General features: G+C 36.8%; 11 protein-coding genes and 1 pseudogene. 8 read left to right on the top strand and 4 right to left on the bottom strand.

Annotated elements, in window-relative coordinates; translation table 11 throughout:
* The first annotated feature begins 192 nt into the window (after positions 1-192).
* The gene (locus OSJ91_RS16515) at positions 193-1,473 is read left to right on the top strand and encodes a M20 family metallopeptidase (RefSeq protein ID WP_413018506.1); all 1,281 of its coding nucleotides are present in this window, start codon (positions 193-195) and stop codon (positions 1,471-1,473) included.
* A gap of 836 nt (positions 1,474-2,309) precedes the next feature.
* Here the strand turns inward: OSJ91_RS16515 and OSJ91_RS16510 are convergent.
* Positions 2,310-2,939: a YczE/YyaS/YitT family protein gene (locus OSJ91_RS16510; protein ID WP_095679950.1), complete on the bottom strand. Its 630-nt coding sequence runs from the start codon at positions 2,937-2,939 to the stop codon at positions 2,310-2,312.
* 2 nt (positions 2,940-2,941) lie between these two features.
* Positions 2,942-3,637, bottom strand: a complete 696-nt coding sequence (locus OSJ91_RS16505) for a YjjG family noncanonical pyrimidine nucleotidase (protein ID WP_485890076.1) — start codon at positions 3,635-3,637, stop codon at positions 2,942-2,944.
* A 77-nt stretch (positions 3,638-3,714) separates the two neighbouring features.
* On the opposite strand from OSJ91_RS16505, the gene yeiL reads away from it, so the two are divergent.
* From yeiL to OSJ91_RS16480, 5 genes and pseudogenes are all read left to right on the top strand, one after another.
* Positions 3,715-4,386 carry a transcriptional regulator YeiL gene (gene yeiL, locus OSJ91_RS16500; protein WP_485890075.1) on the top strand — a complete coding sequence of 224 codons (672 nt, stop codon included), beginning with the start codon at positions 3,715-3,717 and terminating at the stop codon, positions 4,384-4,386.
* Between the two features lie 441 nt (positions 4,387-4,827).
* Positions 4,828-6,123: an IS110 family RNA-guided transposase gene (locus tag OSJ91_RS16495; protein ID WP_485890017.1), complete on the top strand. Its 1,296-nt coding sequence runs from the start codon at positions 4,828-4,830 to the stop codon at positions 6,121-6,123.
* A gap of 490 nt (positions 6,124-6,613) precedes the next feature.
* Entirely contained in the window at positions 6,614-7,183 is a 570-nt protein-coding gene (locus OSJ91_RS16490; RefSeq protein ID WP_413018502.1) for a nucleotidyltransferase domain-containing protein, read from the top strand.
* A 96-nt stretch (positions 7,184-7,279) separates the two neighbouring features.
* A complete protein-coding gene (locus OSJ91_RS16485; protein ID WP_413018500.1) occupies positions 7,280-7,765 on the top strand; it encodes an HIT family protein in 486 nt (161 codons plus the stop codon).
* Between the two features lie 367 nt (positions 7,766-8,132).
* Positions 8,133-9,346 (top strand): annotated as a pseudogene (locus OSJ91_RS16480) (IS110 family RNA-guided transposase).
* A 274-nt stretch (positions 9,347-9,620) separates the two neighbouring features.
* Here the strand turns inward: OSJ91_RS16480 and OSJ91_RS16475 are convergent.
* Together OSJ91_RS16475 and OSJ91_RS16470 are read right to left on the bottom strand one after the other, a co-directional pair.
* Complete coding sequence (locus OSJ91_RS16475; RefSeq protein WP_485890074.1) at positions 9,621-10,796, bottom strand: MFS transporter; 1,176 nt, start codon at positions 10,794-10,796, stop codon at positions 9,621-9,623.
* Between the two features lie 319 nt (positions 10,797-11,115).
* Entirely contained in the window at positions 11,116-11,532 is a 417-nt protein-coding gene (locus tag OSJ91_RS16470) for a MarR family winged helix-turn-helix transcriptional regulator (RefSeq protein ID WP_485890073.1), read from the bottom strand.
* Positions 11,533-12,013: 481 nt separating this feature from the next.
* Here OSJ91_RS16470 and OSJ91_RS16465 point away from each other — a divergent pair, with 481 nt between their 5' ends.
* Entirely contained in the window at positions 12,014-13,015 is a 1,002-nt protein-coding gene (locus OSJ91_RS16465) for an LLM class flavin-dependent oxidoreductase (RefSeq protein WP_485890072.1), read from the top strand.
* Positions 13,016-13,822: 807 nt separating this feature from the next.
* Complete coding sequence (locus OSJ91_RS16460; protein ID WP_485890071.1) at positions 13,823-14,599, top strand: VOC family protein; 777 nt, start codon at positions 13,823-13,825, stop codon at positions 14,597-14,599.
* The last annotated feature ends 8 nt before the right edge of the window (positions 14,600-14,607 follow it).

The raw sequence follows: 14,607 nt of genomic DNA, 5'->3' as shown, positions 1-14,607 counted from the left end.
GCTGTCTTTAAGGCAGCTTTTTCTTTATGCATCTTTGGCTTATTAAGTTTAACTATAGCATTGAACGCGACTTTAATTAACACGTATCAAATGTTTCCCCACCTTTATCCCCAGAAATATGATCTAGGAACAGCACATAGAATAGTATAGAAATAATGCGGCTAATGCCGGACATGGAGGGGATGTATTTATATGAGTACCAGATTAATCCGGCAGCTGATAAGGTCAAGGCAACAGGAATTAGTCGAACTTGCTGCTTCATTTATTCGAATTCCATCTGAAAATCCATCGCCCGAGTTTAAGAAGCGGTCAGCAGAAATGGGACGCCATATTAGCCGATACCTAGCAGCAAAAGGGTTCTTGATTACCGAGCACCGCCGTAGCGAAAATGCGCTGGTTACCGTGGTCTGTGATGCTCACTTAACCAGGGTACCTGGTCCACGGCTCCTATTTTGTGGACATACAGATGTCGTACCTGCAGGCGATTGTTCACATTGGACCTTCGATCCTTTCTCAGGAGAAGTCAGAGCAGGTATGCTTTTGGGTAGGGGAGCCTCCGATATGAAAGGAGGCTTGGCATCACTGATTTTTGTGGCTGGACTACTTCAGGAGTTCGCCCCTACTCTTAATTTGAAAGGTAGCTTAGGAGTTATTGCCTCTCCGGATGAAGAGACTGGCGGAATTGAGGTGGCCTCGCTCCTGGATCAAGGATTGATTAAGGGTGATGCTTGTCTGATTGGTGAACCGTCGGACCCCCACCATCCGAATGCCGGTGAAAAGGGCAAGGCATGGATGCAGGTGATCATACCAGGTCAGACAGATCATGGCAGCCTACAACCGCTTTATGGAATCTCCGCCATACGAAGAGGGGCAGCCGCGGTCGAAGCACTAACCAAGCTATGGGAACTTAAGGCAACGCCTCCGGCAGAGCCTTGTCAACTTTTGTACAATACTGAGTGGCTCCTATCTCAGAGTCTAGGAAATCCCTTACTGTCACAGTTACTTTATCGTCCCTCTTACAATCCAGGTGTAATCCAGGGCGGAACAAATGTGAACGTCGTCGCAGACAAGTGTATCATTAAAGTGGATACCCGGGTTCCATTCGGTATGAAGCCCGAGTTTGTACTTGATGTCGCTAGGAATCTTGTTAGTGCTGTAGCGCCAGGTGCGGTTGTAGAGCCAATGGTACCCTGTACTAACCCGAACTGGACCTTAGAGAATCGTCCAATTGTGAGGGCCATAGAACTGGGAATCCAGCGTGTCCTAGGAATGGAGGAACCCGTATTCAGCGTACTTTTGCTTGGTTCAAGTGATGCCAGTCACTTCCGGCGCCATGGCATTGATACCGTCCTTTACGGTCCTGGGCTGGAACACACTATCCATGGGTACGATGAGCGGGTTTCAGTGGAGAACTTAGTAGAATCTGCCGAGATATATGCTGAGACGGCAGTCAAGTATCTTAGGTCATTTTAAATCTATTTTCACTAAACTTTATGTAGGGGTCACGTTAGGATTTTGACAATTTATAACGTTAAGATAGAACCCCTTGTATCAATAGGGTCTAGCCTATTGATATGGAGTCAATATTACGTGAAACAAGGCTTACTAGTGTCTCGTACAACTTGTCTTAACACATTTATCGTTGCTACACCAACGATATCCACTTCCTAGAACAGCTTAACCCCCTGATGCTACCCCATAGCCATCAAGGTAAGAAATCCCTTGTTCCCCAAAACGAAATAAATGAGCTGAATTCTCATAAATAACTGTAGAGATATAAAATTTTCATTTTGGGTGTACTTCAAAATATTAGCTTGATGAGTATGAGGTGCAGCCAATATAGTTTAAAAACAGGTCACTTGATGGTGATAAATACCACTAAGTGACCTGTTTTCTTTTTTCCTATTCATATACCTCCAAGGATTAAATGAGTACCCTCGATACTCTCCAATCCCAGGTATTTTACTAGCTGAAGCCCACTTTTCAGTAGATTTTGATTCACTGGTGTTGCTCTGTAATAAAGTTTTATAATTATATTTATATATAAAAGATTGATAATTTGTAAAAAAGTTTGATTAAAATCACATTACCTCTTTAGTTTTTCATAGATGGTTTTTTGATATTTATGTTAAAAAATTATAGAGATTGTGAAAGAATGTACTTAAACTAACGGGGCAGGTTAGTGTAACTGTAGTGTTACAAAAAAGATTGATCATTTAGAATAAAGTTCGGATAATTTATATTAAAGTTTGATAAAAATAACCTCTTTGGATTCTCAACCGTAAGAGGTTATTTTTTAGTTATGCTATTTATTGAGTTTGTGGTTTCTGTTGATAGTTTTTAAATTTCAATCGTGTATATGAAATAATGCCGGACAATAAGAAGAAGCTGATAATCGTTCCTTCACGAATATTGATTGGTAAATTGTATAGTAGTGATATTGTTATTGATAGAATAATGGAGAATAAATCGACACAATATCTGTATTGAGAGAAAGGGCGTTTTGTTAATTCAGCTATTCGTAAACATAAACTTTCAATAGGAAAAGGAATAATATCTAATGATAAAATAATGCCTGTTGTTCCACCGGCTAGTATCGCACCGAAAATAAATAGTCCGATTCTTACTAAATAATTCTCTACGTAAATCGTACCGAAAATAGTATAGAGGAAAAAATTAATAACCATTCCAAAGAACAAGCTGGAAATGAACATCAAAGTAAATTTTCTAAAATCCTTTTTTTCGCATAGGCAGATATAACCGAATAGAAAAATGAGATTTGCAATGAATGTAATTGTGCCAACTTTGATGGAAGTCCATTCAGATATTGATAAATTCATCGCATTAAAACTGCTGACACCAACATCAGCTTTTAATGTAAGACTAATGCCAATAGCACTTACTATATAGAGTAGAATCGATTGAATTACTTTTTTCATGATTATTCCTCTAATAAGTCCATTATTTGCATTAAATTTGGTATCGTATAAGTGCTCTTAGGTGAACATGAGTTAGGCATGCTTCTCTTAGGGTTAAACCATACACAATCAATTCCGGCATTGATAGCTCCTTGAATATCGGATGTTAAACGATCACCTATCATTAAAAATTCTTCTTTACTGCTTGTATGCAGGGCATCAAAAATATAGTAAAAGAAATGGGGATTCGGTTTTTCATAACCAATTTCTTCGGAGATAAAAAGTTGTTCAAAATATCCTTGTAGCTTGGCACCTCCTAATCTTTTTCTTTGAGTCTTTCCTACACCGTTTGTTCCAATATATAATTTAAAATCTTGCTTACTTAAAGCATTTAATAATTCATGTGCATGGGTGATGGCCTTATGTCCTTGGTTTAAATGCTCACGGTACATAGCTTCAACTTTTGCTCCGTTTTCATCTATTTGAAATTCCTTCAAAAAAAGTGAAAAACGCGTTGTCAGCACTTCTTCACGAGAAATCAAGCCTTCCTCTAATTGATGCCATAATCCATCATTAATGCGCTTATAACATGCAATTGTTTGTTTGTTATAGGGCAACTCGTACAGCGTAATAATTTGTTTTAAAGCCTTTTCTTCTGAATCTTGAAAATCAAGTATCGTATCATCTAAGTCAAAAATAATATGTTTGTATTTGTTCATTCCTATCCACCTCTTGGTAGTAATATATCGAAAGGAACAATATAATAATAGGAGATATCTCATATTGAGGTGATAAAATGGAAAAAATCAATTTGAAGGATTACGCTGAAAATTTTGTGGATATATATAATGATATTCAAGAAACTTTTCCGAAAGCAGTTTTACATCAGGCTTATATTTGTAAGTTTTCTTCTAATGAATATATAGTGCGCTTTGATGAAGATATTCAGTACTTATTTTTATTATTGGATGGGCGGGCAAAAATATATATAGTACACGAAAATGGAAAACGTGCGCTGATTCAGTTTCTAAAGAAAGATGATTTTATTGGTGAATTATCCTTGATTGAGGTGGAAAAGAATTTAAAAGATGTTGTGGCTATAAATGACTGCACTTGCTTAGCGGTTCCATTGGCTTCATCGAAAGAGCATCTGTTAAATGACAATCGTTTCCTCCATAATTTATCAAAATATTTAGGTGATAAATTACTTAAAAGAACGGATCATTACACAGATATGCAGGATTATGAATTCAAAAATCGATTGGCCAAATATATTCTTCAAATAGAAAACGATGGATGCTTTCAAGAGAAGCATACCGAAACAGCAGAATACGTGGGGGGAAGCTATCGACATTTATTATACACACTTAACCAATTCCATGAAGAAGGATTATTAGAAAAAAAAGGAAGGAAATATTATATCATTAATAAAAAAAAGTTAGAAAGATTAAGTTCAAAAAAGGATTAATTTTGTATGATTTGATAACTTGAAATATAAACAAGTTGTTACACTTTTTTCTTATCACAGAAACGAATTCTGCTTTGCTAATATACGTTTTCAAATTTAAAAATAGCTAATAGAATATTTACTACCACCATTAAAATTTAAAATTAACCAAATCTTTTGCGTTTTTTCATTCAACCAAAGTTTTTAACATAGCCTAATAAAATAAAATATTGTTAAGATGAATTAATATTCTGTTTGTGATGTCACTCACTTTAACTAACTAGTGCGTTTGCTGAAGATCGGATCTGTCTTTAAGGCAGCTTTTTCTTATGCAACTAACGGGGCAGCATTCCTGTAATAACTGAAAATGAAGTTTGAACGAAAAAAGACCTCTTGATAAGATGAATGTGTCCTAAGCTGGCCAGCTAAAAAAGGACAAAACATCTATTTGGAGGTCTCACAATGAATTATAACCAAAATCATAAAATCACTCAAATTACTTCTGAAACCTTAATTGTCGGAGTAGATATAGCCAAGCACAATCATGTCGCAAGAGCACAGGATTTTAGAGGATTGGAACTGGGTAAAACGTGTTTCTTTGAAAATACGAATGCAGGATTTCATTCGTTTCTAGATTGGATTAACCAACTTGTTAAAGAGTGTAAGTTAAATCAAGTGATTGTAGGCATGGAGCCAACCGGTCACTACTGGTTAAATCTAGCTCATCTTCTAAAAGAGAATAATATTAAGTTCGTATCTGTCAATCCACTACATGTTAAACGAAGTAAAGAATTAGACGATAATTCACCTACAAAGAATGACGTGAAAGATGCAAAAGTCATCGCACAATTAGTCAAAGACGGAAGATACGCCGAACCAACAATTCCACAAGGAATTTATGCAGAACTCCGAGTGGCCAAAAAACTTCGCGATCTTCTCAACGTTGACTTACAAGTCGTTCAGGGACAAGTTCATAACTGGCTTGATCGTTACTTTCCCGAATTTTTGACAGTGTTCAAAAGTTGGGAAGGCAAGGCAGCTATTCATTTTCTAAAGCTAGAAGCCTTGCCACATGAACTTGTAAATTATACGGAAGAAGAGCTCTTACTTTCCTTAAGACAAGTGGTAAAACGCAGTATAGGCTTAAAGAAGATACGAGCACTCAAAGAAGCAGCCAATCGTTCGATTGGTATTCGTCAAGGGGCAGCTATGGCGAAATTAGAGTTGAGAGCTTTACTAGAGAAGTATGATTTTATTCAAATGAAATTCGAAGAATTAGATTATCAATTAGATCAGTTATTAGACCATATCCCAGGTGTTACTCAGATGTTAGAGGTGTCAGGAATCGGTCGAGATACAGTAGCAGGGTTTTTCGCAGAGGTCGGCGACCTCAGAGACTATCAACATCCTCGCCAAATCGTAAAATTAGCAGGTTTAAGTTTAAAAGAAAACACATCCGGAAAGCACAAAGGTCAGACCAAGATTACCAAACGGGGACGAAAGAAATTGAGGGCTCTCTTATTCCGGGCAGCCATGATACTGGTGGCAAAGAACAAGGCTTTTAAAGCTCTCCATATATATTACACAACACGTGCTCAGAATCCATTAAAAAAAATGCAATCTCTGATAGCCTTGTGTAACAAGCTTATTCGAATTCTGTTTTCAATCGGTAAAAAACAATTTACGTTTCAAGAAGACAAGATGTTAATGGATATCCCTCATATGGCAACATTTATGGTGCATCAAACAGTCGCATAGTTCATCGAATTTAAGGTTACACGGTCATTTAATTAACACTCATTTAAAAGTGAAGCACGGATTAGTCGGCAAAGCAACTAACGTGAGGGCTTAGATCCTGTGGGGCAGCATGACCGACATCCACCTCATGGAAAGGTTGAACGAAGGAATGTAGGAGCATCGACTCTGTGAGACATGGGAGGGTTGACCTCCATGAGACAAGTGGATATCCTAAAGTGCGATTATAACATTGATTAAACCAATTTTTTCCTATAATTGGCTAGTTTAGCATACACTTTTTTCGATAAATCCCTACCCTTGAGGAGTGATGCCGAGCTTACATAAATAACTGTTAATGATATGACTATGAAATTCGAAGAATTCTAGAGCAATCGTGAGATTGTGTTTAGTTTATTGAGGGAGGTTAGTTGCATAAGGATTCAGTATAGAGGTTTTTCAAAATAGAAAAAGAATAGATAAGGATATAAGTTTTTTAGTCTGGGGGATTCATATGTCATTTGAGCAATGTCATAGCATTACTTCTTTAATGTCAGGGTTTAATAAAACGTGGTTCTTTGCCGGTGGTTGGGCAATTGATCTTTTTATCGGCAGAGAAACAAGACAACATCACGATATAGAGATTGCACTATTTCGAGAAGACCAATTATATCTGAAGGAATATCTTAAAGAATGGGATTTTAAAAAGGTTATTAAAGGTAAATTTTACACTTGGGAAAATGAATTTTTAGAGTTACCTATTCACGAAATACACGCTGTGAATGATTCAAATGGAGATAAATTAGAAGTTCTTCTAAATGAAACAAAGAAAAATGATTGGAAATTCAGAAGGGATTTAACGATTTCCCACCCACTTAAGTCAGTTTGGAGTTATTCTGATACAGGCATTCCTTATCTAAATCCAGAAATTGTACTTTTATATAAAGTAAAAAACACAAGAGAAAAAGACCATCAAGACTTTATGGCGACAATAGACAATCTAAATAATCAGAGGAAAAAATGGCTTTATTATGCTATACAATTGCACGAACCAGAACACAAATGGCTTCAATTCTTAACATAATGTTATAAAGAACTAAAGGGGCAGGATAGATTGCTCAACAAGGGTTTGTTTGTTTTTATCTTTTTAAGAAAGATAATTTTATGATTGGAGGGAATTATGAGGGAAATTACTTTGTCTAATGGAAAAACAGTTGAAGTCGAATGTTTAAGTTGTGCTTTAACAAGCGGGGAAATAGAGCCGGATGGTGGTGTAATAGTCGAAACTGAATATTTTCATGCTCACCAAGACGTTGCATATCCCATTAAAGGTTTAGTAATCTTAGCATCTAAACGCCATATTAAGTGCTTTGACGAGTTAAATGACTTAGAAAAGGTTGATTACATAAACTTGCTATCTAAGATTAGAAAAGCTCAAAGGGAAGTATTAGGGATTGAACATGTTTATTACTTTTATAATGAAGATACTACCTACCATTTTCATACTTGGATGGTTCCTCGATATGAATGGATGTACGATTTTGGACGTTCGGTAGAATCTGTTAGACCAGTTTTGCTCCATGCAAGAAACAAATTGAATAATGATGAAAATGTAAAAAGTGTAATTGATGGAATTAAGGCTTTAAAAAAAGAACTATACACTTAATCCTTCCTTGTCCCACTAACAGTTGCTTTCGATAAGAGAGTTGCTTTGGCAGCTCTTTTTCTTATGGCACTAAAGGGGCAGGTTAGCTAGATTGTGAAGGTTTGTACTTAAACTAACGGGTGCGTTCGTATTATAAGGTTAGCCAGTTTTTACTGGTTGACCTTTTTTTAATAGAATCTATTATATCAGTAGCCAGGGTAGGACGTACGGGTGCGTGGGACTTGATCCCGTGAACTAAACTGTCCGCCCCCTACTTGTAGAAACATGTTTGAGGCTGGTTGGGACGCAGATCCCGTATAACAAGCGAAGCTATGACACTACATGGAGGACTAGGGGTACTGGTTAGTAAGTAGAGGAGGAAAAAACAATGAATCCAGTTGTTGGTCTGGATGTGGCAAAAGGAGAGAGCCAAGTTCAGGCATTTTTAGATCATTCTAAACCGTATGGGAAGAGTTTTTCAATGAAGCATATCAAAGAGGAGTTAGAGCATTTTTTAGAATTTCTAAAAGAAATTGAAGAGGTGACAGGGCAGATGCCTATGGTCATTTTAGAATTTACAGGGCACTACCATTCTCCCGTTATTCAATACTTGGAGGAACAAGGAATTCTATATATCTTACTAAATCCGATTATTTCTTATCAGGCAAAGAAGTCCAGCTTGGGAAGGTAAAAGCGGACGCTATCGATGCGTACCAGTTGTGTGTGCTGTATTACAAAGAGGATTTAGAACCTCATAAAATTAGAGGAATTCAGCTATTGGACCTTCGGGATTTGTCCAGACAACAGGAAATCGTAACGAATATGTATGTGGAAGCTAAACTTCAGTTTCACACCATTTTAGATCAAGTGGTTCCTAAATACTGGAAGGTTTTTGGAAATCTATATTCGAAGGTTTCTTTGAAGGTTTCTTTATTGATGTTAAAGGAATATCCCACTTCAGAGGCGGTATTAACAGCCTGGGAAAGTAGACTAGCAGAGAGTGTTATAGAGTTCTGTCCTAGCCGATCGGGTGAATAGGCAAGGGAAAAAGCAAAAAAAATAAGGGATTCCGCATCTCGAAATCCACTTCAAAAAAGCGTGTATCAAAGTCACGTTTTCAATCTTCATATGTATATTGAGTTGCTTTTTCATTACCAGGGACACCTCTCTGAGTTGGAAGATCGTATAGTGGCCCTGGCAAATGAACTGGAAGAATATAAGATCATCCAATCGATTCCCGGTATCGGAGAAAAAATCGCAGCCACGATTATCTCTGAAATTGGTGAAATCGATCGGTTTAATCACCCGAAAAAACTAGTTGCCTTCGCTGGAGTAGATCCAAGTGTTCACTCATCAGGTAAGTTTACGGCAACCATTAATCGTATTACTAAAAGAGGTTCGAGCAGACTACGTCATTCTCTGTATCTTGCCGTACTATGTGGCATAAGAAGTTCAAGGAACAAAAAGCTTAAAGCCTTCTATGATAAGAAAAAATCAGAAGGAAAACCGGCCAAAGTGTCAATCGTTGCCTGTATGAATAAGTTGCTTCATTGGATTTACGCTTTATTAAAGAGAAAAGAAGCATTCCTAGATTTAGCCTGATTAACGATTTTGTGAAACAGAGAAAAATCCTTCCAAAAGGGTTTTGGAGGGTTATTTGTCAGAACAAAAATAGTATATCATAAGGGAAATGAAAATTTTAGAGAAAGATATTGACATCCTATTAGCTGGTTTAGCTAAATAATAAGTTAATTAAAGAACGCACATATTAGATATGACTAAAATGTGCGTTCCCCTTTGTTTTCATATGTTTACCTTATCTAACCTAAATATAATTCGGTTAGGATGCTTTCTTTGTTTAGATGAGTTTGAGCAATTACGAGTTCGTTCTTGGAAAAGCATGTCGGTATCCATTCCATACGAAAATAAGTGATACAAGAATGAGAACAAACACTGTCCATGGAAGTGCATAAGCATTTGATGCGCTTATTATAAAACCACCGGCCAGCGATCCGCCAAAAATACCGAGATTGTAGACAGTCACAATAATGGAGGTCGCCACATCTATTGCTTTGTCAGCCACTTTATTAGCTGCTGTTTGGAACAAGGTTGGGGCACCGCCAAATGACACTCCCCATAAAAATACAGACAAATGAGCTATAATTGCCAAGTTGCCCACCGTTCCAATCACCAGCATAGAAATTGCTGTTAGGAGTACAGTCCCTAGGGCAGTTCTGCGTAAATGATTGTCAATTAGCTTACCAGTCAATGCTATACCCACCAAAGTACCTATCCCAAATAGAAGCAAAGCAAGACTAGTTCCACCTTCGAAATGAAGTGCTTTCGTAAATGGGGCGATGTAGGTGTATAGTATATAATGAGCTAATAATGTGGCAAACGTCACGATGAGAATCGTGGGCATCCCAGGAATCTTAAATACTTGACTAAGGGGTACACGATCTTGAGCACTTTCCCCCGGGAAAGGCGGTACTTTCAAGGAAACCCATACAAAAAGAATGAGTGCAAGCAAGGTAAGTATCCCAAATGTAGCCCGCCATCCAACCATTCCCACTATTGCTGAAGCAAGTGGCAAACCGATGGACAACGCAATGGTACTGCCTGTGAGGGCCGTTGCCATCGCTCGCCCTGCATTCTGAGGGGATACAAGTCGCGTAGCATAGCTAGCTACAAGAGGCCATAATACACTTGCAAATATACCTGCTAAAATTCGAGCGACGATGGTTAGTGAGTAGCTAGATGAAATCGCGGTAATCGCGTTAGCAACAGCAAAACCAACCAACAAAGAAAGAAGCAAAGTTTTACGTCCCACTCCGCGCGTGAGAGAAACCCCAGGAATGGCAGCCACTGCGGATGCTATCGCATAAGCGGAAACCAGACTTCCGATTTGAGCCTCTGAAGCCCCTAAATCAGCACTCATTTCAGGAAGTACACCAGCAGGCAGCAGTTCAGTGACAAGGACAGAGAATGAAATCGTTGATAAGGCGAGTAAACTGCCAAGTGGCAGCTTTTCTTTAAAAGATGTTTGCTTCATGATGAAACCGTTCCTCCTTAATAAATATAGAATTAAATTAAATGAACCTCTCTATTTATATAGAGAAAGTAATGCTAATCCATAGCAAGCCATCTTTCTTTTCAAAAGAATACTGCCACATCGGAAACATGCAATGGGATTGTTTAGTTCCTAGTGTGTTTTAGCTTATATGGACTGAATAATTCTTATGCGGCATATAATTCCCTATGAGATCCATTGTATGCGTGCGCATGCATATAGTATTAAGCGTTATGCTACCTTTTGTCAAATAAAAAAAGACCCTATCCGAATTTAGGGCTTTGAAAAATCATTGATATGGCTATAGTTTATTTATGAGATTTAGCAATTCTTGTTTATTACTATTTTCAGAAGAAGCAGCGAGAAAAACTTGATTAAATGTTTCGATACATTCCTTTACGGCTTCTTCACCTTTTGTAGTCAAACTAGTATAAACTCCACGAAGATCGTCTTCACAAGCACTTCTTTGTAATGTCTGACAACTTCTTGCTTCTAGTCTAGCCACAAGCCTAGAAACAGCACTTTGACTTAGTCCAACCAAGTCAGGTAGATCTTGCAGTCTCAATCTTTTATTGTATTCTAGAGATAAATAATAAAGCACATAAAACTCTTTCAAGGTTAAATCATATTTTTCTTGAAATACTGCTTCGAGTTCATTGTTTATTTTCATTTGAATATGTGTAAGGGATAACCAATTATCCAAAAGTTCGTTATTCATAATAAGATTCTCCTTTTCTATAAAATGAAAACCTTTGATTATCGTATTGTACTGGGTTATACAAAAATCCATGTAAAATATGATACCATTTGCTTTGTTTTTAGTCCATTTTGTTTATTCTGAGCTTTTTAGGTAGTTTTTTGTTCAAATAGCTTAAAAGAAATCGTTGACATTGTTTTTTATCCATGATAGGGTTTAACCATTAATTATATGCGTACGCATGCATTTAAATATTTGAGTGAGGGATTCACTTCCCCGTCACTTATATCATTTATATATCATTTATATATTCATTAATGTTATCAAGTAAGCACTTTTTCTCCAATGTCAAGTCAGTATCTTTGTGAAATTTCTTCATCATTTAAACAGGTATTCAAAAAATTACCACCAAAGATTCACTGTGGTCCTAAGTATACAGTTTCATTCTAAACCTGTTATTGACTATAGTGATGTATTTTGATTTAGAAAGGGAGCCAATGAAATGACAAATATAAATATACCGGTTTCTGTCTTAAACCTTTCCCCGATTCGTCAAGGACAGGAACCTAAGGATGCAATTGATGCGATGGTTGATTTAGCAAAAGCTACGGAGGAAATGGGATATAAGCGCTATTGGATTGCAGAACATCATAATACTCCTACACTTGTAAGTTCAGCTACCTCCATTTTAATTAAGCATACATTGGAGCATACGAAAACCATCCGTGTTGGATCTGGCGGGGTTATGCTGCCTAATCATTCTCCATTAGTCGTTGCCGAACAATTTGGAACGATGGCAACCATCTATCCAAACCGTTTGGACTTAGGACTTGGAAGAGCACCTGGAACTGATATGATGACGGCAAGTGCGTTAAGACGTTCACAGAAAGATTCAGTTTATACATTTCCTAATGACGTAAATTCCTTGCTTACATACTTTGGACCTGAAGAAAAACAGGGTTATGTCAAAGCGTATCCAGGTGTTGGTACTAAAATCCCATTATATATTTTGGGGTCATCGACAGATTCGGCGTATTTAGCTGCTCAATTAGGGTTGCCGTATGTGTTTGCCTCACACTTTGCACCTAGGCATATGGAGGAAGCCATCTCGATTTATCGAAATCGATTCCAACCTTCTGACTATCTTGATTCTCCATACATGATGGTTTGTTTAAATGTGATTGCAACTGAAACAGATGAGGAAGCGAAAAGAGAATCAACAACGATGCAACAATTTTTCCTAAATGTAGTACGAGGTACACAATTTCCATTGCAGCCACCAGTAGATAGCATGGATAACCTATGGAGCGAACCTGAGAAAGAAATGGCTTCCTCGATGACCAGTGTAGCGTTATTGGGAAGCAAAGAGACAGTAAGAGCACAATTAACAAATTTCCAAGAGAAGTATAATGTAGATGAAATAATGGCTGTTTCCTATATCTTTAATCCTGAGAAACAAAAGCGGTCATATCAAATCTTTAAGGAAATTGTTGAAGGTAAATAAATAGCAGGAAAACACCTCTGTTATGGAGTTAAGGGGGGGATGGTATCGCGTTATCTTTTAAATTAAATTGTATTTTTTATATAACAGACGTTAAAGCCGTGGTTTATTAAATGTGATCACGGCTTTTTCTGTTTGCCTTAATTTACTTAATATGTGACGAAATACGCTTGAACGATAACGTTCTTTAATCCATAAAGGATTAAGGCTAATATTGAAGAAGTCTTTCTTGAACTAACGGGGCAGTTTAGTTCAAGAACAAACTGGGGTTTTTTATTTGTTTTACTAGTTTGGAGAGTAGCCTATAATTGTTTTTATATAAGAAGTAGTTAGAAAGAGGTTTATATGTTTCAAAATTTTTTTGAGAGAACGTGTATTTTAATATTACATATCGTAAAATTGTTAATTATTTTAGTATTGTGCTGTGCTGGTATTATTATAGGTGCTGTAATATTAGGTATTATGGGTATTGATGTACTTAATATACAACTAATCTTAGATATAGCATCAGTACCTTTTATGTTTTTCGACCATAAAATTGTCGAAAGAATAATAAGCATAATCTGCTTTTTTCTTTCTGTTTTAATATATTTTCAATTAAGAAAGATGAACTAAATAATACAATGTTAAGCTAACGAGTTAAACATTTGTCTTATTCAACTAAAGGGTGCGTTAGCTGAAGATCAGAGCTGTCTTTAAGGCAGCTCTTTCTTTATGCAACTAACGGGGCAGAATAGTTGCGAAATTAGTAAAAAATAGCAATTATAGAGAACTAGGCTATATAAAGCAATTAGAATAGGGGGAAAGAATTTGATTACTCATTTCTCAGATTTAGAATTAATAACAGTATCTATAGAAGGTGTAAAACAATGTTACGCTAACCGTCTGCAGCTACCCATAATATCTGAATCTAAAGATTTTATTCGGTTTCAGCTTACACCATTTACGACATTAAGTTTTAAAGAAGCGTATGAACCCATTTCTCCAGCGCACTTTGCTTTTCAAGTTCCATATTCTCAATTTGACGAAGTAGCATCGTTTGTACAACAATCTGGATTATTAGTTATAAGACGAGTAGATGGTCAGTATATCGACGAAACGAATGGGAGAAAAAATCTATATTTTCGTGATGGAGATGGTCACCTTCTCGAAATTATTGCACATGATTATGTAAATGAGGATGAAATAAACACATCCGGTATGTTAAAAACATTGTATTTAAGAGAGGTTGGCTTTCCTGTGGATTCGGTCCCAAACTTTCGGGATTGGTTGAAAAGTGACTTGGAAATGAAAACGGAAAAAGATCAAGATATGTTTAATTTCGTAATAGGTGGAACAGCACATGCAATAGTTGTTTCAAAACAAAGACCTTGGATCCCTATTGCTATGAAGGCATTACCAGCAAAGATGGTGGTGACATTCGGCACGCCCGATATAAAGTTTATTAATGACCTATCAAAAAATATTGATAACTCTTTTATAGACTCTAAGAAACTATTTTTATCTAGGGATGGTTATACTTTTTGTATTGAACATTCGCCTGAATTTAATGCCTCATTGGTAAAAAAGTTAAATTTACCTATTTGAACCACAGA

It is taken from the genome of Bacillus sp. T-10(2022), assembly GCF_056502895.1.
The sequence above is the reverse complement of the archived record's forward strand: the minus strand, read 5'-3'. Positions and strand labels throughout refer to the sequence as shown.

Bases quoted from the DNA above. Each gene is read 5' to 3' on its own strand.
- OSJ91_RS16470 (WP_485890073.1), bottom strand. From the start codon at position 11,532: ATGAATAACGAACTTTTGGATAATTGGTTATCCCTTACACATATTCAA.
- OSJ91_RS16485 (WP_413018500.1), top strand. From the start codon at position 7,280: ATGAGGGAAATTACTTTGTCTAATGGAAAAACAGTTGAAGTCGAATGT.
- OSJ91_RS16490 (WP_413018502.1), top strand. From the start codon at position 6,614: ATGTCATTTGAGCAATGTCATAGCATTACTTCTTTAATGTCAGGGTTT.
- OSJ91_RS16475 (WP_485890074.1), bottom strand. From the start codon at position 10,796: ATGAAGCAAACATCTTTTAAAGAAAAGCTGCCACTTGGCAGTTTACTC.
- OSJ91_RS16505 (WP_485890076.1), bottom strand. From the start codon at position 3,637: ATGAACAAATACAAACATATTATTTTTGACTTAGATGATACGATACTT.
- yeiL (WP_485890075.1), top strand. From the start codon at position 3,715: ATGGAAAAAATCAATTTGAAGGATTACGCTGAAAATTTTGTGGATATA.
- OSJ91_RS16515 (WP_413018506.1), top strand. From the start codon at position 193: ATGAGTACCAGATTAATCCGGCAGCTGATAAGGTCAAGGCAACAGGAA.
- OSJ91_RS16510 (WP_095679950.1), bottom strand. From the start codon at position 2,939: ATGAAAAAAGTAATTCAATCGATTCTACTCTATATAGTAAGTGCTATT.
- OSJ91_RS16465 (WP_485890072.1), top strand. From the start codon at position 12,014: ATGACAAATATAAATATACCGGTTTCTGTCTTAAACCTTTCCCCGATT.
- OSJ91_RS16495 (WP_485890017.1), top strand. From the start codon at position 4,828: ATGAATTATAACCAAAATCATAAAATCACTCAAATTACTTCTGAAACC.